12 protein-coding genes are annotated in these 18,273 nt (G+C 66.5%); 7 read left to right on the top strand and 5 right to left on the bottom strand.

What is annotated here, in order from left to right; all coding sequences use genetic code 11:
* Nucleotides 1-40 precede the first annotated feature (40 nt).
* Nucleotides 41-1,648, bottom strand: coding sequence for a methyl-accepting chemotaxis protein (locus tag G474_RS20230; protein WP_084513680.1), 1,608 nt, complete (start codon nt 1,646-1,648; stop codon nt 41-43).
* A 334-nt stretch (nt 1,649-1,982) separates the two neighbouring features.
* Here G474_RS20230 and G474_RS0108820 point away from each other — a divergent pair, with 334 nt between their 5' ends.
* A complete protein-coding gene (locus G474_RS0108820; protein WP_026686648.1) occupies nt 1,983-3,533 on the top strand; it encodes a Fic family protein in 1,551 nt (516 codons plus the stop codon).
* Nucleotides 3,534-3,889: 356 nt separating this feature from the next.
* Entirely contained in the window at nt 3,890-4,678 is a 789-nt protein-coding gene (locus G474_RS20225; RefSeq protein WP_156919209.1) for a hypothetical protein, read from the top strand.
* A 6-nt stretch (nt 4,679-4,684) separates the two neighbouring features.
* Here G474_RS20225 and G474_RS24535 read toward each other — a convergent pair whose 3' ends face one another.
* A complete protein-coding gene (locus G474_RS24535; protein WP_084513679.1) occupies nt 4,685-6,652 on the bottom strand; it encodes a methyl-accepting chemotaxis protein in 1,968 nt (655 codons plus the stop codon).
* Nucleotides 6,653-6,950: 298 nt separating this feature from the next.
* Here G474_RS24535 and G474_RS23330 point away from each other — a divergent pair, with 298 nt between their 5' ends.
* From G474_RS23330 to G474_RS20215, 5 genes are all read left to right on the top strand, one after another.
* Nucleotides 6,951-7,352, top strand: coding sequence for a thioredoxin family protein (locus tag G474_RS23330; RefSeq protein ID WP_026686646.1), 402 nt, complete (start codon nt 6,951-6,953; stop codon nt 7,350-7,352).
* A gap of 18 nt (nt 7,353-7,370) precedes the next feature.
* Nucleotides 7,371-9,920, top strand: coding sequence for a molybdopterin-dependent oxidoreductase (locus G474_RS0108800; RefSeq protein ID WP_026686645.1), 2,550 nt, complete (start codon nt 7,371-7,373; stop codon nt 9,918-9,920).
* A gap of 3 nt (nt 9,921-9,923) precedes the next feature.
* Complete coding sequence (locus tag G474_RS0108795; protein WP_084513678.1) at nt 9,924-10,598, top strand: 4Fe-4S dicluster domain-containing protein; 675 nt, start codon at nt 9,924-9,926, stop codon at nt 10,596-10,598.
* Nucleotides 10,585-11,289: a TorD/DmsD family molecular chaperone gene (locus G474_RS22040; protein ID WP_084513677.1), complete on the top strand. Its 705-nt coding sequence runs from the start codon at nt 10,585-10,587 to the stop codon at nt 11,287-11,289. Before G474_RS0108795 ends, G474_RS22040 begins: the two co-directional genes overlap by 14 nt.
* A gap of 178 nt (nt 11,290-11,467) precedes the next feature.
* The gene (locus G474_RS20215; protein WP_043463809.1) at nt 11,468-13,507 is read left to right on the top strand and encodes a methyl-accepting chemotaxis protein; all 2,040 of its coding nucleotides are present in this window, start codon (nt 11,468-11,470) and stop codon (nt 13,505-13,507) included.
* A gap of 29 nt (nt 13,508-13,536) precedes the next feature.
* Here the strand turns inward: G474_RS20215 and G474_RS20210 are convergent, their stop codons facing one another.
* From G474_RS20210 to G474_RS0108770, 3 genes are read right to left on the bottom strand one after another with little or no spacing between them, the layout of a single operon-like run.
* Nucleotides 13,537-14,955 (bottom strand): TolC family protein, encoded by a 1,419-nt coding sequence (locus G474_RS20210; protein WP_051282172.1) that lies wholly within the window; start codon nt 14,953-14,955, stop codon nt 13,537-13,539.
* Nucleotide 14,956: 1 nt separating this feature from the next.
* Nucleotides 14,957-17,032: a peptidase domain-containing ABC transporter gene (locus G474_RS0108775; protein WP_026686642.1), complete on the bottom strand. Its 2,076-nt coding sequence runs from the start codon at nt 17,030-17,032 to the stop codon at nt 14,957-14,959.
* Between the two features lie 4 nt (nt 17,033-17,036).
* Entirely contained in the window at nt 17,037-18,242 is a 1,206-nt protein-coding gene (locus G474_RS0108770; RefSeq protein ID WP_026686641.1) for an HlyD family secretion protein, read from the bottom strand.
* Nucleotides 18,243-18,273 lie beyond the last annotated feature (31 nt).

The following is an 18,273-nucleotide window of genomic DNA, read 5'->3' as shown; positions in this document are numbered from 1 at the left end:
GCACCGCAACACCACCAAGGAATGCAGCGGCGGGCCGGGGCTATAGCCGGAAGCGCGCTACGCTGCTGCGCAGATCGCTCGACACCCTGGCCAGATCGCTGGCCGTCGCGGCCACCTGGCCGACCGCCGTGGCGTTTTCCTCGGACATCTGCGCGATGTTTTCGACGCTGCGCGCCAGTTCGGTGGAGGCCGAGCGTTGTTCGTGCAAGGCGCTGGAAATGTCGCTGATCGTGCTGCGCACCCCCTCCGTTGCCTGACAGATGCCGTGCATCGAGGCCACGGCCGTTTCCGCCGTGCTCACCACTTCGCTGACGATGCTGCGGCTCTTTTGCATGCCAAGCACCGCTGCTTCGGCGCCGATGCGGATGGCGTCGGTGGTGGCGGTGATTTCCCTGACCGAACTGCTGGTGCGTTCGGCCAGCTTGCGCACCTCGTCGGCGACCACGGCAAAACCCCGTCCCTGCTCGCCGGCCCGGGCCGCCTCGATGGCGGCGTTGAGGGCCAGCAGATTGGTTTGATCGGCCACCTCCCGGATGACGATGGCGATGCCGCCGATGCGCTGGACCTGCTCCGACAGGTTCTGGATGTCCAGAGCCGTGCTGTCCACGCTGCTGGCCACGTCGCTCATGTGCTGCGTCGCCGCCTGCACCTCGCCGCCGCCCCGCGCCGCGATCTGGCCGGCGTCGATGGCGCGGCGGCTGGCATCGTCGGCGCTGCTGCCGACATGGTCGATGCCGACCGTCAGTTGCTCCACTGCCGCAGCCGCCGTGGCGGTCGACTGCGACTGGCTGTCGGAACCCGCGGCCACCTGCTGCGCCGTGGCGGACAACTGGCAGGCAACCTCGTTCAGATGGCGGGCGTCGTCAATGATCACGCGGATCGTCCCGGCCAGTTCATCGCGCATGGAACACAAGGCGCGCAGCAAGTTGCCCAGCTCGTCGCCCCCTGCCTGGTCCGCACTTTCCCGCGCCGTCAGATCGCCGCTGGCAACCCGCTTGGCAACGCCCAAAGCGAGGTCGAGGGGATGAACGATGTCGTGTGTCACCTTCAGCGCAATGAGGCTGGCCAGGACGACGATGAACAGGGAAACGGAGGCGAGCCAGGCCGATGCCGAGGCCACATGCTGGTCGATCTCCGCCGAGGCTTGACGGGTATTCTCGGCGTTGATGCTGCGCAATTGCCGAAAGGCGGCGTTGAGGGCTTGGTCGGCGCCCTTGATGGCCCGGTCTATGTCGCTGCTGCCTTGCCCGGCCTCGTGCAACTGGACGGCCTGAAGCATGGCCGCGCGGTAGGTTTGAATGCCGCGCTCGACCTCGCCGAGCAGCTTTTCTTCCGCGCTGCTGATGCTGCCGGCCTGCCGGTAGGCCGCTACACCCGCGCCGATGGCGTTCATGTCCCCGGAAAATTTTTCGGCGTAGTCGCCGGCCCGCAGCACGTAGTTCTTGAAGTGCTGTATGCCTTCCTGCAAGCCGATCTGGGCATCGCTGACGGCATTCTGCTTGGTCAGCGTGACCGATTCAAAATCTGTCCAGTGCGCATTGATGTCCTGGATCTTGCTCCAGCTGATCAATCCCAGAAAAACAGCCAGCACCACGACCACACCGAACCCGAATCCGAGTTTTTTCCCTATGCCCAGACTTGCCCACATACTTGCTGCTCTCCCGATTGATGGAACGACAACGTGTAGCCCGCTTCAGGAGTAGCCTATGTTCTATCTGTTGGGAGAATGTGACAGCGTCCGTTTCCGGGTTTTTTGACTACGTCGCAACATGAGCCGACGGCGCTTTTGAGCCGGGTAATCCGGCCAAAAGCGGGACCCATGGCGCTTTGCCGCTCGCAGGCGCCGACCGTTGCACGAAGTGACCGGCATGGCCCTGGATCGTGTACAGCGATTGCGGCTTAAGCGAGGAAATTATATTGTTTTGGTGGTGATTGCCTGTTTATTTATTAAAATAAATCAACCTATAGCGAAATAGCACACTATGTCCGATACCTTGCTGGGCTTCCACTGGCTCCTTGAGATGCATGGCATCCAGCTGGTACAGCCGCTTCATACCCGCAGCCGACTGGGAGCGATGCGCCAACGTGAGATCGCCGATGGTCAGGAAACACTCACTTGGCCCCAGCAGTATCGACCCGCCGACAACTTTCGTGGGCACTTCGAATTTGGCTTGAAATATGAACGGCTCAGCTTCGAGTTTTTCTCGCGCCTGTTTGCTCGCATGGATCCGGAGATGCTTGCCTCATGGGTAAAGGATGAGCCAACCGGCAGGTACGCCAGGCGAACGGCCTTCTTTTATGAATGGTTCACCGGCCGGCAACTTGATGTGCCAGACACGGCGCCCAACGTCGGCTATGTGGACGCAATCGACGCAAGCCAGTACCTGGCGGCCCCAGTGGCGGAAAATAACCGGCGCTGGCGTGTCAGAAACAATCTGCCCGGACGGCGCGAATTTTGCCCGATGCTCTATCTCGGTACCCCGGAGCAACGCCAATGGCTCTACGATGTGGCGGCAGGTGTGCAGTCGCTGGATGACACCTACGGACCGGAACTGCTGTTGCGCAGCGCGGCCTGGCTTACTTTCAAGGAATCACGGGCCAGTTTTGCCATTGAGCACGAGGCCGACAAACAGGATCGGGTAAAACGTTTCGCGGCAGCCATTGCTGCGTACAGCGGACGCATGAACGACCCGATGGCGCCCGAGCAGCTTCTCAAGCTACAGCAAACCGTCCTCGGCGAAGCCGCACTCAGGGTCGGGCTCCGGCAATCTCCCGTGTTTGTCGGGGAGCGCAGCTTCGGCAACGAAATCGTGCATTACATCGCACCATCCGAAGCCCTGGTGGGCGAGATGCTCGACGCTCTGCGCGGCTTCGAAACCCGAACACGGGGCGCCTCCCCTGTGGCACGTGCTGCTGCTGTCTCGTTCGCCTTCGTCTACCTGCACCCACTCGCCGATGGCAATGGTCGAATCCACCGTTTCTTGATCAACCACCTGCTCGCCGCAGACGGCGTAGTGCCGCCCAACATCATTGTTCCGGTATCGGCAACGATCGCCGGGTCTGCCAAAGGGCGTGCCGATTACGATCGGGCCCTGGAGGTTTTTTCACGGCCGTTCATGCAGGCCTACGCTGACGCCTATCGCTTCGGGCCAAAGCGGACATGCCCCGATTTGGTCGAAACCAATTTCGAGTTTCTGCGCGCTGAGGATGCCGAGCATGCCTGGCGCTATCCCGATTTGACGGAACAGGCGCACTACTTGAGCGGGGTGTTGCGTCAGACGGTCGAGCAGGAAATGGCGCAGGAAGCCTTGGCTTTGCGTCGGTACGACCATGCCCGTGAGTCGATCAAGAACCTGGTGGAAATGCCCGACCCGGATGCGGACCATATCATTCGGTCGCTCAAGGAAAACGGCTGGCAGGTGAGCAACAGCCTGCGCAAGGCCCTACCTCAGATCTTCACCGAGGAGGGCGCTTTCTACGGCAGGCATGAGCAAATCATCAGCGCAGTGCGGGCGGTGTTCGAAGACGAATAGATCCGGCCGGCACGGCCCTGCCTTCCCGCCATCCTTTTGCAGCCCGTCGCTTGATGGGAGGGCCTGCCGGGCTAAACCCGAGCTGGTGGGATAATGAGTGCCCGCCTAGCGAACCCGGTCCGAGCAATGAGCCGCTTCCATCCTGCTGGCCGCCAGACCGGCCACCTTCTTCCGCCATCCAGGGAACAGCGGGTGTCGATGCTGAAGCGCTTGGCCGCATTGCACATGCAGTAGCAAGAAAGCGAGGAAATCGTGCGTCTTCGGACAAAAATCAGCAGATTTCGGGCTGCACCGCCCTGTTTCATCGGCTTGCCCGGCTCAAGTCAGGCAGGCTGCCGGTGGAGTGGAAGACAGTGTTGAAGCAGGGGATGAGGGGGCGCCAGAGATGGTGGCTGCTGGTCCTGGCGCTGCTACTGGCCGGGTTGGGAATCTGGCTGGGTTGGGTGCGGACTCCGGCGGAGCTGCCGTCCCCGGCGCCCCGGCAGGGGGCGGCCCTGGCTGCCTACAGCCCCCTGCATTTCCGGCCGGCGATCCTGCAGGCCAGCGACGCCCAGTGTCTGGCCTGCCATCAATCCGTCCTGGAGGAGCGGCCCCGGGAGCGTTCTCCCGCCGGGTTGCCGGCCGAGGCCCGCAAGGCGCCCTATCAGGAAGTGAGCACCTACCAGGGGCCCCAGGACAGCTTTCATCGCCGCCATCTGGTCACCCCCTTGGCCCGCGAGCTCATGGACCTGCGCTGCACCAGCTGCCACCAGGGCCACGATCCCCGGGACGAGACCCCAGGCAGCTCGGCCACCGGCACGCCTCCAGAGGCCCCGGGCTTCACCCTGCGCCGCACGGTGGATACCCGCGCGGCCTGCCTGCCCTGCCACGGCCGCTTTCCCGCCGAGCGCATGGGGCTGCCGGGCCCCTGGCCCGAGCACCGGGATGAGCACGGCAATTCCTGTCTCAGCTGCCACCGGGAGATCCGCAGTGTGCGCCACCAGGTGCCTCACCTGAAGGCGGCAGCCATCGAGGCCGCCGGGGCCCGGGACAGCGAAGTCTGTTACGGCTGCCACGGGGGCAGGGCCTGGTACCGGATCAGCTATCCCTATCGCCGCACCCCCTGGCCCGGCATGCCGGCGGAAGCGCCGGCCCGGGCTCCCTGAGGGCGCTCAGCGTTCAGCCAGCTGGCGCAGCTGGGCCAGCTGGCCTATGGCCTCGTCCATGGCCTGGAGTCCGTCCGAGAGCCCGGCCAGGTTGCTCAGGTTGGCGGCCACGGCCGCCCGTTCCTGGTCGGCATTGCTGCTCATCCGGGTGATCTGGTCGGCGGCGGCGCTGCTCTTGCTGGTCATCTCCTCCATGGTGGTCACGGTTTCCGTGGCCACGGTGCGGATACGGGAAATGGTCTGCACCGCCTCGCGGATGCTGCCGGCAGTGGCATCGGCCTGGCCCTTGGCGGACTGGGCCAGCTTCCTCACCTCGTCGGCCACCACGGCGAAGCCCCGGCCCGCTTCCCCGGCCCGGGCCGCTTCGATGGCGGCGTTCAGGGCGAGCAGGTTGGTCTGGTCGGCGATGCTGCTGATGCCGCCGGTGATCTGGCCGATGGCCTGGGAAATCCGCTCCAGGTCGTTGAGCCCGTCTTCCAGCCGCTTCTGGGCGGCGCAGGTGTGTTCCACCGCGTCGCCGATGGAAAGGATGCTCTGCTGGGCCAGCTCCAGGGTGCCGCTCTGGTGCCCGGCGGCCTGCTCCAGCTGGGGCAGGGTGGTGAGCAGGGGACCTACGGCGCGCTGGTAATCGACGACCCGCTCCACCACGGCGGCCTGCAGGGTGTTGAGGGCCTCCCAGCGGTGCAGGGCCCGCTGGGCGTAATGGCTGGCGTAGGCGGCGTAGGCGGTGGGGAACTGGCGCATGGGGCTGTCGCCGTTGTCCTGGAAGAACACCAGGGCCGAGAGGGTCTGGTTGATGGGGACGCCGAGGATTTCCCCGAAGGTGGAAAAGCCGGCGGCGGGCAGGTCGTCGAAGAAGCGGGCCTGGGGCAGCTGGCCGGTGTTGCCTACCCGGCGCAGGACGCAGTCATTGAGCAGCACGGCCAGGGGCTTGCCCTTGCCGCGCAGGAAACGCTCCCAGTCCTGCTGGGTGGTCTGCAGGAAGTCGGTGGCCTTGAGCAGGTGCAGGTGGTCGCCGAATTCCAGGTCGCAGAAGAAGTTGATCCGGTCGGCCTGGATACCGGCCACGGAACGGATGAAATACTCCTGCCCCACCTGCACTCCGAAGGTCTTGCCCTCCAGCTGGGCCTGGACCTGGCCCGGGGCACAGCGCAGATGCTCGGCCAGGGCCTCCAGGATGGGACGGGGCCGGCCGTCGGCGCCGAATACCGAGCTGACGCTGCGGGCCACGGGATCGGCCTCGGCCACCAGCCACTGCTGGCCGGTGGGCTGGAAGTTCTGGCTCTTGAAGGGGGCGAAGCACTTTCCCGGCGCCATCTGGCAGAACACCAGCAGGGCCTTGCCGGTGAGCACCTGGCCGCCGGCGCGCATGTAGGTGCCGCTGAAATCCAGCTTGCCGCCGGCGGAGCCGCCGATGGCCAGGCAGGGGAAGCGGCCGGATTCGTACCAGGCCTGCATCAGGAAGCCTTCGGAGGCCGACAGGCCGTCGCACAGGACCAGGGCGAAGCTGCGCTCCGCCGACAGGGGCAGGTCGATCTTCAGCTGTTCCAGTTCGGCGCGGATGCGGGCCACCCGTTCCCGGGCCGTGGCCGTGCCCCCGGCGTGCAGGTCCACCTGGTGGATTTCGTGCCGGGCCACCAGGCCCTCGGGCAGCCACAGCCAGCTGGCCTGGCTGCCGTTCATGTCGCAATAGGGCGAGGCGCCCTTCTGGCTGCACAGGGCGCCCGTGGAGGAAATGCTGAGGACGCTGCGGCCCGGGGCGGCCAGACGCTGCCAGTCGCTGCTGGCTCGGGGGAAATCCGCGTTGGGAGGAATGAAACTGAGCAGCAGCCCGCCGCCCTCGGCCAGGCCCAGGCCGCTCAGGCGCTCCGGCACCGCGTTGCAGGCCGTCAGGCCGCTGGCAGGCAGGCCGGCCGGGGTGGCCGGGGTCCGGGGTTCATCCCGGGCCGGGGAGGTGAAGGAAAAAAAGCCCATGGTCGTCTCTCCTCTCGCTGCTGTTGCTTTGTAAGTTTTTGTGAATATCCGGCATTTCAGGCCTTTGCAGGGCCCCGGTCAAGGGGCCGGGGCCGTAATCAAGTTCCGTACCCGCAGGGTCCTGGCCGCCGCCCCGGGCTGGAGCGGGGATTTTTGTGTCGGAGCCTGTGCCGGAACGGGACAGCTGTGCTGGATTGGAGCGGCTGTTGTTCCGGGGGGGGGGCGGGCCTGGGGCCGTACATTTCGGCCGTTCATTTGGCCGTACAATCGGAGGCCCCGCTTCCTGCCTGTCCTGCCCATGGATGCCTGTTCTGCCCCGCCCCGGTTCCGGGTGTTCTGTCTCTGTGCCGAGTGGTGCGCCACCTGTCGGGAGTTTCAGCCCCTGTTCGAACGGGTGGCGGCCCGCCATGGCCAGGTGGATTTCCACTGGGTCGATGTGGAGACCCACGGGGACTGGGCCGACGCCCTGGACATCGAGACCTTTCCCACCCTGGCCGTGTTCCAGGATGAGCTGGTGCTCCATTACGGCCCCACCTATCCCAAGGAGCTGGTCTATGTGCGCACCCTCGAAACCCTGCTGGCCCTGGATGCGGAGGCGGCCCGGGCCTACGTGGACCAGGACCCCCAGCGCCTGGCCTGGCAGCAGGCGGCGGATGTGGAAGCCCTGCGCGGCTATGGCCGGCAGCTGGCGGCCGGCTGAGATGCGGCGGCCTGCGGCATGAGCGCCGGCTTCGACTGGGGCAGCCGCCTCAACCCGGAGCGGCGCAGCTTCCTCAAGCTCCTGGGCGCCGGGGCCGCCGTGGCCGCCGGGGGCGGGCTGGTGGAACTGGGGAGCGGCGGCCAGCAGGCCGGGGCCTTCCCCTACGAGCCCTATCTCCGGGATGACCAGCTCAGCACCGTGGTGACTTCCTGCGCCCACAACTGCGGTTCCCGGCACATGCTGGTGGCCCACAAGCAGGGCGACGTGATCGTGCGGCTGTCCACCGACGACGGTCGTTATCAGGCGGACGGGGCCTACGGCCTGGACACGGAAGCCGAACCCCAGCTGCGGGCCTGCCTGCGGGGCCGTTCCTACCGAGCCCGCATCTATTCCCCCGAGCGCCTGCTCTACCCCATGCTGCGGGTGGGGGAGCGGGGTGAGGGGCGTTTCAAGCGGGTGAGCTGGGATGAGGCCCTGGATTTCGTGGCCCGCAAGATGCTGTCCATCAAGGAACAGTACGGGCCCACGGCCATCCTCGACCAGGCTTATGCGGGGGCCTCCTGGGGTGTGCTGCACAAGTCCGACCAGATCGAGGGGCTGCAGGCCCGCTTTCTCGGCATGTTCGGCTGTCGCACCAGTTCCTGGTCGGTGCCCAGCTACCAGGGCACCGCCTTTTCCAGCCGCATGACCTTCGGCACCACCCAGGACGGCAACGAGGACGACGCCTTTGCCCACAGCAAGCTGGTGATCCTCTGGGGCTGGAATCCCGCCTACACCTTCCACGGCGGCAACACCTTCTACTACCTGCGCTTGGCCAAGCAGCGGGGCTGCAAGTTCGTGGTGGTGGACCCCCAATACACGGACTCGGCCGCCGCCTACGATGCCTGGTGGATTCCCATCCGCCCCAACACCGACGCCGCCATGCTGGCGGGCATGGCGCATCACATCTTCACCGAAAACCTCCAGGACCAGGCTTTCATCGACCGCTTCTGCCAGGGCATGGACCCGGGCACCATGCCCGACTGGGCCCGGGGCGAGGAGAGCTTCAAGGATTACATCCTGGGGACCCGGGACGGGGTGCCCAAGACCCCCGAGTGGGCCGAGGCCATCTGCGGTGTGGCGGCGGCGGACATCAGGAAGCTGGCCGACCTCTACGCCCGCACCCGGCCTGCGGCCCTGAAGGCCAGCTGGGCCCCGGGCCGGGCGGATCACGGGGAACAGTACAGCCGCATGGCCGCGGCGCTGCAGGCCATGACCGGCAACGTGGGGGTGCTGGGGGGCTGCGCCGAAGGGGTGGGCAAGGCCTGGCAGCCGGAGTCCATCGCCTATCCCCACGATGAGTTTGCCAATGTCTGGTACGCCTCCATCAAGTCGGACCGCTGGGCCCACTGCGTGCTCAACTACCCGGAGGTGAAGCGGGAGGAAATCGGCCTCTGGCCCCGGCAGGACAGCCTGGACGGGCGCATTCCCGACATCCGCGCCATCTTCTGGCAGGGCTCCGACTGGTTGAACCAGCTTACCCACATCAACAAGCAGCTGGAGGCCATCAAGAAGCTGGAACTGGTGGTCTGCCTGGATTCCACCATCACCCCCTCGGGCCTCTGGGCCGACGTGCTCTTGCCCATCGCCACCCACTTCGAGCGCCACGACGTGGGTCTGCCCTGGTACAAGGGCCACTACTACATCCACCGGCCCCAGGTCATCGCGCCCCTGGGGGAGTCCAAGACCGATTTCCAGGTATTCACCGAACTGGCCTACCGGCTCGGCTTCGGCGAGCGCTACAACCCCCGGGCTGGGCGGGATTATTTCGAACATAACGCGGCGGTGGACGAGGCCTATCTGCGCGCCTGGTGGGAAGGCAAGGTGCAGAAGAAGCAGGGCGTGACCATGTCCTGGGAGGAATTCAAGGCCCGGGGCGTCTACAAGTTCAAGCTGGAGCAGCCCCACGTGGCCTTCCGGGAGCAGGTGGAGGAGGGCAAGCCCTTTGCCACCCCCTCGGGCAAGATCGAGATTTTCTCCAGCCGCCTGGCCCAGATAAAGGACTGGAAGCGTACCCAGTACGGGGCGCCGATTCCGGCCATCCCCAAGTGGATTCCCCCCTTCGAGTCCCTCAATCACCCGAAGGCGAAGGACTATCCCTTCCACATGGTGACCCCCCACCCCCGTTGGCGCACCCACTCCATCTTCCACAACATTCCCTGGCTCCAGGAGGCCTTCTCCCAGGAGGTCACCCTGGCGGCTCGGGATGCGGCCCGGCTCGGCATCGTCACCGGCGACCTGGTGGAGGTGTGGAACGAGCGGGGCCGGGTGGTGGTGCCCGCCTACGTCACCGAGCGCTGCCTGCCCGGGGTGGTGGTGCTGCACGAGGGAGCCTGGATGGACCTGGACAAACAGGGCACCGACCGGGCCGGTAACCCGGACTTCCTCACCCTGGACGCGCCTTCTCCGGCCGGGGCCTTTGCCTACAACACCCTGCTGGTGAATGTGCGCAAGACGCTGTTGCAGCACCGGCCCGCCTGGCAGGTGGAGGCCACGCCCCGCTCCCTGGTGTTCCGGCGGGACGACTAGGACATGGCGAAGAAGATCGACAAGGCCGAGCTGGAGCAGGCCATCCGCCGCAAGGTGGCCCAGGTGGACAGCCCCGTGCGCCCGGCGGTGCAGCTGGGCTTCATCCACCACAACGTGGATTGCATCGGCTGCCGGGCCTGCGAAATCGCCTGCAAGGACAAGAACGGCCTGGAACAGGGCCCCCGCTTCCGGCGGGTGATGTATGTGGAGGGGGGTACCTTCCCCGAGGTCTACGCCTACAAGGTGAACATGTCCTGCAACCACTGCGCCGAGCCCGCCTGCCTGCCCACCTGTCCCACCGGGGCCATCTGGAAGCGCAGCGACAACGGGGTGGTGGATATCGACTCCACCCTCTGCATCGGCTGCCGCAAGTGCGAGGCCGCCTGTCCCTACGGGGCGCCCCAGTGGGACCCGGGGGAAAAGATCATCAAGAAATGCAATTTCTGCATCGACGAGCTGGAGGCGGGGCGCAAGCCCTACTGCGTCTCCGCCTGCATGATGCGGGTACTGGACATGGGGGACATCGCCGCGATCCGGGCCGGCACCCTGAAGACCCCGGCCATGGCACCCCACGAGACCCCGGTGCAGCAGGTCAGGAACATGGCCGATCCAGCCCTGACCGGACCTTCCATTGCCTTCATTCCCCATTCCCGGGGCAAGGTGGATGGCAATGAATGAGCTGCCGGAACCCGTGGCCCGGGCCCTGAGCGAGGACCTGGCCCAGCTGCTGCGCCTGCACCGGGCCGAACTGGATGGGCCTACCCTGGCCGCCCTGGCCGATGCCGGCTTCCCCGCCGGTCTGGCCCTGCAGCCGCCGGGTGCCGACCGGGCGATGGCGGAAATCCGGGCGGCCCTGGAGGCCGGCCCGGGGCTGGATGCCCTGGCCGCCGATTACGCCGCCCTCTACCTGACCGGCGCCTGGGGCGCCTGCCCGGAGGAATCCGTGTGGCTGGGGGAGGACCGCCTGCGGGCCGGGCAGCCCCTGTTCGACTGGCTGGAAATCCTGGGGCAAGCGGGGCTGGCGCCGCCTCCCGGCTGGCATGGGGATCACCTGGTCTGCCAGCTGGGCTGGCTCGCCGCCCGGCTGAGCCGGCCGGGAACGGACCTGGCCCTGCTGGCCCGGGTGCTCGACCAGCACCTGCTGCGGTGGCTGCCGGCCTGGAACGGGCGGCTTCAGGCCCGGGAGCGTTCCGCCTGTTTCTATACCGGCCTGGCGGGGCTGACCCTGGCCTGGCTGGAAGCCCTGCGGCAGATCCTGGCGGACGGCTATGCCCTGCCCCGGCAGGGGGCGGCGGCCCCGGTCAGGGTGTGTGAGCAGGGAGCCGCCAGCCCGCCGCGCTTCGTACCTGGGACGGGCGAGGGGTGGTGAGCGGCGCTTGTGAGCGTGGCGGGCAAAAAAGGGCGTGCTGGGCTTTTCCATAGGTCTGGACGGACCATTGCTTTCCCCTATTCAGCCCCTTGGGGCTGGAGTATGCTGCCGAGGTATGCCGTTTGGTGTAGTACCCGGCCAGCAAAAACAACAAGGTCCGTACAACAAGGGGGAAGACATGTTGTCCCGTTATCGCCATCTATCCATATCCCAGCAGATCATCCTGGCTGCCGTGGCCTTCCTGCTGCTGATCTTTGCCGTCGTCACCTACGTCAGCAACCGGATGAACGAGCAGACCGCCATCGCCGAGACCGAGGTGGAACTGCGTGAGCAGGCCCGGGTCCTGTCCGGCATCCTGGATGCCTATTTCGAGAACGTGAAGGTCCGGGGCGAGCGCCAGTCCTCCTTCCTGCGTCAGTGGTTGGGAGGCGAGATCCGCCTGGGCGAGGGCCGGGTCAAGACCGGGGAAGTGGAGCTGCCGGTGCTGCGCCTGGGCAACGACATCCTCAACAGCCAGCACAAGCGCCTGGAGGATTTCCGCAGCCTGACCGGGGATGACGTGGCCTTCCTGGTGGTGGACGACGGCAAGGTTTACCGGGCCGCCACCCTCCTGAAGAAGGATGGCGTGTTCATGGACGGGACTTTCCTGAGCCCCAAGGACCCGGTGCCACAGGCCCTGCTCAAGGGGGAGAATTACGCCGGCCTGGTGGTGCGGGGCGGGGAGTTCTTCTTCAGTACCGTGACCGCCCTGAAGGGGCCGGACGGCAAGGTGTTCGGCGGCATTTCCGTGCGTATCAGCCTGGCGGCGGAGCTGCAGCAGATCCGCGACGTGATGGGCCGGATCAAGGCCGGAGACACGGGTTATGTCTGGATCGTGCGGCCCACGGAGGACGAGAGCAAGATCGCCGAGTTCATCCTGCATCCGGAACTGCAGGGCAAGAGCGTGGCCGAGACCATGCCGGCAGCGGCCCAGGACATGGTGCGTCAGGTCATGGCCCGCAAGGATGGCTCCTTCCGCTATGAGCTGGCCGATGCCCAGGGCCGGATGGAGGAGAAGATCGTCGGTTTCAGCCACTCGGCGGGCTGGAACATGGCCGTGGTGACCGGCAGCTGGCTGCATGAATACCTGGAAGCCAGCCGCCAGATGCGCAACATGCTGCTCCTGGTGGGCGTACTCGGGGCCCTGGCTTCGGGCATTTTGATCTTCTTCCTGGTGCGTTCCTGTCTGGCCCCCCTGGCCGGGGTCACCCAGGCCCTGTCGCAGCTGGGGCAGGGGGACCTGCGGGTCAGCGTGCCCCTGGCCGATGCCTCCTCGGCCAATGAAATGCTGTGCCTGGGGCATGCCCTGAACGTGACGGCGGCAAGCATCCGGCACCTGGTGGATGAGGCCCGTTCCGCTTCCGAGTCCATCGGGGCCTCTGCCGAGGAACTGGGGCGGGCTTCGGACAGCGTGCGGGACAGTTCCGGCCAGCAGTCCCAGGCGGCTTCAGGCATGGCGGCCTCGGTGGAGGAAATGTCGGTGAGCATCACCCACGTGGCGGAAAACGCCGGGGAAGCCGCCGACGTGAGCTCTGCCGCCCGGGAATCGACGCTCCAGGGGCATGGGATCGTAACCCGCACCGTGACCCAGATGGAAGAAATCGCCCGGGAAATCGGCGAATCCGCCGACGACATCGTGGCCCTGGGGGAGCAGTCCAAACAGATTTCCTCCGTCGTCGGGGTGATCCGGGAAATCGCCGACCAGACCAACCTGCTGGCCCTGAATGCGGCCATCGAGGCGGCCCGGGCCGGGGAACAGGGGCGCGGTTTCGCGGTGGTCGCCGACGAGGTCAGGAAGCTGGCCGAGCGCACCACCCACTCCACCCAGGAGATCGCCGCCACCATCGATGCCATCGTGCGCGAAACCCAGTCCGCCGTGAGCCGCATGGCCCAGGTGCGGCAGTGCATGGATGCGGGGGTGAACCTGGCCCGGGAGGCCGGCGAGGCCCTTTCGGACATCGACCAGAAGGCCGAGCGGGTGGTCCAGGTGGTCCATGACATCGCCGGCAGCACCCGGGAACAGAGCGCCGCCAGCCAGGACATCGCCCGGGCCGTGGAGAACATCGCCCAGATGGCCGAGGCCAACACCGACGTGGCCGACCGCAACGCCCAATCCACCGAGCGCCTGCAGGAGCTCTCCCGGCGCCTGCAGAGCGCCCTGGCCCGGTTCCGGGCCTGAGCGGCTCCCGGCCTGCCGGCCCGGGTGTTTCAGGGCGTCAGGCGGGGGGAGGGCGCCGCTCCGGTGTCTTGGTTCCCGCCCAGGGACCAGCTCAGGCGCAGCTCCCCCGGCTCCCCGGCCCTGCCGGGGGCGGGAGTGGCACTCAGCAGCCGGTTGATCTGCTGGATGTCTTCCAGGTCCAGGGCGGCGGCGGCGGCCTTGAGGCGCAGGATGGCCGTTAATACTTCGTGGCGGCGGCGTATCCATTCGCTTTCATTGGTCGACAGGGCTTCCATGGCGCGCAGCACGTCCACGCTGCTGCGGCTGCCGAAGCGGTAGCCCATGCGGGTGCTGTCCAGGGCGGTGCGGGTGCTCTGGCGCAGCTCCTGGAGCAGTTGCAGCTGGCGCAAGCCGGAGCTGATCTTCAGGTATTCCTCCCGGGCCTGCCGGGTCAGCAGCTGTTCCGCTGCCCGGGCCTCTTCCCCGGCCTTCCATTCCATGGCCTGGCTTTCCCTGCTCCTGGCCTGGATGCCGCCCCCGGTGAAAAGGGGCAGGCTCACCTGCAGCATGGCCACCGAGGTGGTGCTGGGCCGGGTGTAGCCTTCCGCGGCGCCCGCCGGGCTGTGGCTGGCCGAGAGGCTGACGACCGGGTAGTTTTCCGCGCGGATGCGGGCCGTGTCCGCCGCGGCGATTTCCTTTCCCAGGCGGCGGATCTGGACCGGATAGCTCTGGTTGCGGGCCTGCTCGATCCAGGCGTCTTCCCGGGCGGGCTGTAGCCGGGGCAGGCTGGCCTCCCCGTCGAGCCGGGCCAGGGTGGCGACGGGCATGCCTGACATCTGTTCCAGCTGTAACTGGCCCAGGCGCACCTGGGCCCGGGCCTGCTCCAGCTGCAGGCCGATCTGCTCCAGGTCCACCTGGGTATCCTGCAGATCGATCAGGGTGGCTTCGCCCGCCTGTTTCCGGTGGGCCAGCAGTTCGGCGTGGGATTCCAGCATCTCCCGGTGACGTTGCAGCCGCTGCAGTTCTTCTTCTGCCGCCAGGGTCTGGAAATAGCTGGCGGCGACCAGCAGCACCAGGTCCTGGCGGGCCTGGGCATAGGCGAGGCCGGCCTGGGCGTGGACCAGTTCCGCCTGCTGGTAGCCGATCCAGCTGCTCCAGTCGAAGATGGGCTGGGACAGCACCACCTTCCAGCCGTCCTGGCGGTATCTGGCTTCCGGCTGTCCTTCGGTCTTGTAGCGGTTCCAGGTCTGGCCCCAGCCGGCATCCAGGCGGGGCAGCAGGGCCGCCCTGGCCTTGGGACCGGCCTGTTCGGCGGCTTCCAGGGTGGCCCGGGCGGCGGCGAGCCCGGCGTCATGCTGCAGGGCCTGGCTCACCAGGGTGAACAGGTCGGCGGCCCGGGCCGGGCTCCAGGGGCTGCTGAGCAGAAGGATCAGGAGCAGGAGGATCAGGAGCAGGAGGGTCCGGCGCATCTCAGATCCTGACCAGGCAGCCGTCTTGCATCTGGTAGCGGACGGGAAAGCTGGCCGCCAGATTCATGTCGTGGGTGATGGCGACGATGGTGCGCGGCAGTTCCTGCAGCAGCCGGGCGATGCGCTGGACGGAATCCGGGTCCAGGTTGGAGGTGGGTTCATCGAGGAGGCAGAGCTCCCGTTCCTGGTACAGCACCCTGGCCAGCAGCAGCCGCTGACGCTGGCCGGCAGAGATGTTGGCGATGCTGTCGCTGATGATGGTCCGGGTGCGCATGGGCAGACGCAGCACGTCCTCCAGGAGGCCCACCTGCTCCAGGCAGCGGTGCACCCGCTGATCGTCGGTGTGGGCCGCGAACAGGGAGACGTTATCGGCGATGGAGCCGTGCAGGATGATGTCGCCCTGACGCATGTGGATCGCATGGCGGCGGATTTCGTCTACGGTCAGGTTGGGCCAGTCTATGCCGTTCAGGGTGATCCGCCCCTGTTGCAGGGGTTCGGCGGCGGCGAGCAGCTTGAACAGGGTGGATTTGCCGCTGCCCGAGGGGCCGAGGATGGCGATCTTGTCGCCCCGGCGGATGTCCAGGTCCACTTCGTGGAGGACGGGCTGGTCCGAGACCCCGTAGCGGAAGCTCAGCTGGCGTACCCCGATGTGCTCGAAGGTGCTGACTTCCACGGCCCGGAGACTGTCCGCCAGGGGGGTGTAGCGCTCTTCCGGCGCTTCGATGATGTCGTCCACCCGGGCGGCCGGCACATTCAGCATGTAGTACTGGAAGCCCGCGTTGATGGTGCGGGAGAAGCGTTCCGAGAGGAGCGACTTGTAGATCAGGAAGGAGTAGAAAGTCCCCACGGAGATCTTGCCGCCTATCATCAGGGTGGCGGCGATCCAGGTGATGGCCACCGTATCGGCGTACTCGATCAGCTTCAGCAGGGCGGCCCGCAGGCTGTGCAGGCGGCTCGACTGCAGGGCGGCGGCGGCGAGAATCTTGAAGCGGACCATGTACAGGGCGGTGCGCCGGTTCTCGCCCTGGGCCAGCTTGACCAGGGGGGCGGCACGTATGGTCTCGATCAGGGCGTCGTCGCAGCGGGCGGATTCCTCCACCACCCGGCGGTGCATGTCCAGCATGGCCGGGAACAGCAGGAAGGAAACGCCGATATAGAGGCAGAAGATCAGCAGGGCGATGCCGGTGAGCAGGGGACTCTGGACCAGCATCAGGGCCAGGGCCAGGCAGCCCACCACCAGGTCTATCCACAAGGTGGCGTAGGTGCTGGTGGTGTAGCTGTTGATTTCGCTCTGGGCCTTGATGCGGGCGAACAGGTCGCCCACGTGGCGTTTTTCGAAGTAGGAGATGGGGTTGCGCAGGAGTCGGGCAAAGAGGCTCTCGGTCACCTTGACCTCCGTGCTCTGGTGCACCAGTTCCGTCAGGTAGCGCTCCACGTAGTGGCTGAAGGCGCCGATCAGGAAGATGCTGGAGAAGGTCAGGGCTAGCAGGTTCAGGAGGCTCTGGTTGTCGCTGGCCACCACCTGGTCCAGGACCAGGTTGCCCAGGTAGGGCAGGGCGAGAATGGCGAACTGGCTGCCCACGGCGACGAACAGGATTTTCGCGATCTGGGGGCGCAGCTCCGGGTTCAGCTTGAAGATCCGGGCCACGGCGGCCGGAACCCGGGATCTGGCCTTGATCCGGGGCATGGCCGGGGTGGCCTGGCATTCGAGCAGGTAGCCCGAGACGCTCGCCAGGAAGGTATCCATGGCTATGGTCCGCCGGCCGCTGGCCGGGTCGATGATGCGCACATGGCCCCGGCCGCATTTTTCGAAGACCACGAAGTGGGCTCCGCCAAAGTGCAGGATAGAGCCTTTCTTGATGTTGGAAACGTCATCCGCACCGAAACGGTAGGCTTCCACCGCCAGCCCGAATTCGGTGGCCACGTCGTAGAGGTCGGTCAGGGACAGGCCGTTGGCGGAGACCGGGCGGTAGGCCGAGAGCTCCCGGATTTCCGTGGCGCGGCCCAAATGGCTGAGGGTCATGGCCAGGCAGGCGTAGCCGCACTCTGCCACCTCGTTCTGGTAGATCACCTGCATGGTTTCAGTTCCGGAACATGCGATAGATGGGCGCCAGGATCCATTCGGCGATGGTCCGCTCCTCGACGACGATGCTGGCGGTGGCGCTCATGCCCGGCAGGATTTCGTACTGCCGGCCTTCCGCCGTGAAGCTGTTGCCCGGCAGGATGGCCCAGGCCACGTATTCCCCCTCGCTGCTGCCGGGGGAGGGGATCTCGCCGGCAGCGGCACCCGGCGCGCTGGGTGGAGCCACGGTGGTGGTGGAAATGTGCGAGATCCTGGCCGGGTAGGAGCCGAAGCGGGTGTAGGGAAAGGCATCCAGCTTCAGGCGTACCAGCTGCCCTTCCTTGATGAAGCCCCGTTTGCGCGAGGGAATCCGCAGGGCGGCCATCAGGGGCTGGGCCTCTCCCGTGCTGAGCACCATGGCGATGTCCTCCTCCCGCAGCATCTGCCCGGGCAGCAGGTTGGCAAAGGCGACGATGCCGGTCCGGGGGGCGGAAATCACCTGGCTCTGGCGCTCCCGTTCGAAGCGGGCATTGATTTCATGGATGTTCTTTTGCCGTGCGATGTCCTGGCCGGGGAGCTGGGTCTGCAATTCCCGGCGGCTGGCCTGGAGCCGGTTCAGTTCGCTGATCGACTGTTTTTCCTGGGCCTGGCTGCGGCTCAGGGCGATGCGTTGCTGCAGCACTTCCGCCCGGGCGGTGTCGATGCGTTCCTGCAGCACATATTCCCGGGCGGTTTCCAGCCGCTCCAGGCGGCCCTCGGCGGCGGCCAGCAGTTCCTGGTGCTGGAGCACTTCCTGGCGGGCGTTTTCCCTGATCTGCTGCTGGGTTCCTATGCTCTGGTCCATGCCGTCCAGGCGGGAGCGGATTTCCTGCTGGCGCTGGGAATACTCGAGCTCCGCCGTGGCCAGCTGCCTGGCCCGGGTGTTTTCCTCGAAGGCCGCTTGCTGCTGGCCCGTCATGCTCAGGGAGATGTCTTTTTCGATCCGGAACAGGGGGGTGCCGGCCTCCACCTGCTGGCCGGGCTGGACGTAAATCTCCCGCACCAGCCCCTGGAGGTTCTGGATCTTGATTTCCGACTGGCTGACGATGGCCCCGGGCACATCCTGCTTCAGCTCGATTTCATGCCAGAAGGCAAAGCCCGTGGCGGCGAGGATGAGGGTGGTGGCAGCGTAGGCTAGGTGCCGCCAGGAGATGTCCCGGAATTCGGGGAGTTGGGTGTATTCCATGGGGAATGTTTCTTTCGGAGTCGCGCCTGCG

Source organism: Azovibrio restrictus DSM 23866, assembly GCF_000429665.1.
GTDB lineage: Bacteria > Pseudomonadota > Gammaproteobacteria > Burkholderiales > Rhodocyclaceae > Azovibrio > Azovibrio restrictus.
The sequence above is the reverse complement of the archived record's forward strand: the minus strand, read 5'-3'. Positions and strand labels throughout refer to the sequence as shown.

What these genes read in the sequence shown, in the direction of transcription:
- G474_RS0108795 (WP_084513678.1), top strand. Translation starts at nt 9,924, where the DNA reads ATGGCGAAGAAGATCGACAAGGCCGAGCTGGAGCAGGCCATCCGCCGC.
- G474_RS20215 (WP_043463809.1), top strand. Translation starts at nt 11,468, where the DNA reads ATGTTGTCCCGTTATCGCCATCTATCCATATCCCAGCAGATCATCCTG.
- G474_RS20230 (WP_084513680.1), bottom strand. Translation starts at nt 1,648, where the DNA reads ATGTGGGCAAGTCTGGGCATAGGGAAAAAACTCGGATTCGGGTTCGGT.
- G474_RS0108770 (WP_026686641.1), bottom strand. Translation starts at nt 18,242, where the DNA reads ATGGAATACACCCAACTCCCCGAATTCCGGGACATCTCCTGGCGGCAC.
- G474_RS22040 (WP_084513677.1), top strand. Translation starts at nt 10,585, where the DNA reads ATGGCAATGAATGAGCTGCCGGAACCCGTGGCCCGGGCCCTGAGCGAG.
- G474_RS0108820 (WP_026686648.1), top strand. Translation starts at nt 1,983, where the DNA reads ATGTCCGATACCTTGCTGGGCTTCCACTGGCTCCTTGAGATGCATGGC.
- G474_RS0108775 (WP_026686642.1), bottom strand. Translation starts at nt 17,032, where the DNA reads ATGCAGGTGATCTACCAGAACGAGGTGGCAGAGTGCGGCTACGCCTGC.
- G474_RS0108800 (WP_026686645.1), top strand. Translation starts at nt 7,371, where the DNA reads ATGAGCGCCGGCTTCGACTGGGGCAGCCGCCTCAACCCGGAGCGGCGC.
- G474_RS20210 (WP_051282172.1), bottom strand. Translation starts at nt 14,955, where the DNA reads ATGCGCCGGACCCTCCTGCTCCTGATCCTCCTGCTCCTGATCCTTCTG.
- G474_RS24535 (WP_084513679.1), bottom strand. Translation starts at nt 6,652, where the DNA reads ATGGGCTTTTTTTCCTTCACCTCCCCGGCCCGGGATGAACCCCGGACC.
- G474_RS23330 (WP_026686646.1), top strand. Translation starts at nt 6,951, where the DNA reads ATGGATGCCTGTTCTGCCCCGCCCCGGTTCCGGGTGTTCTGTCTCTGT.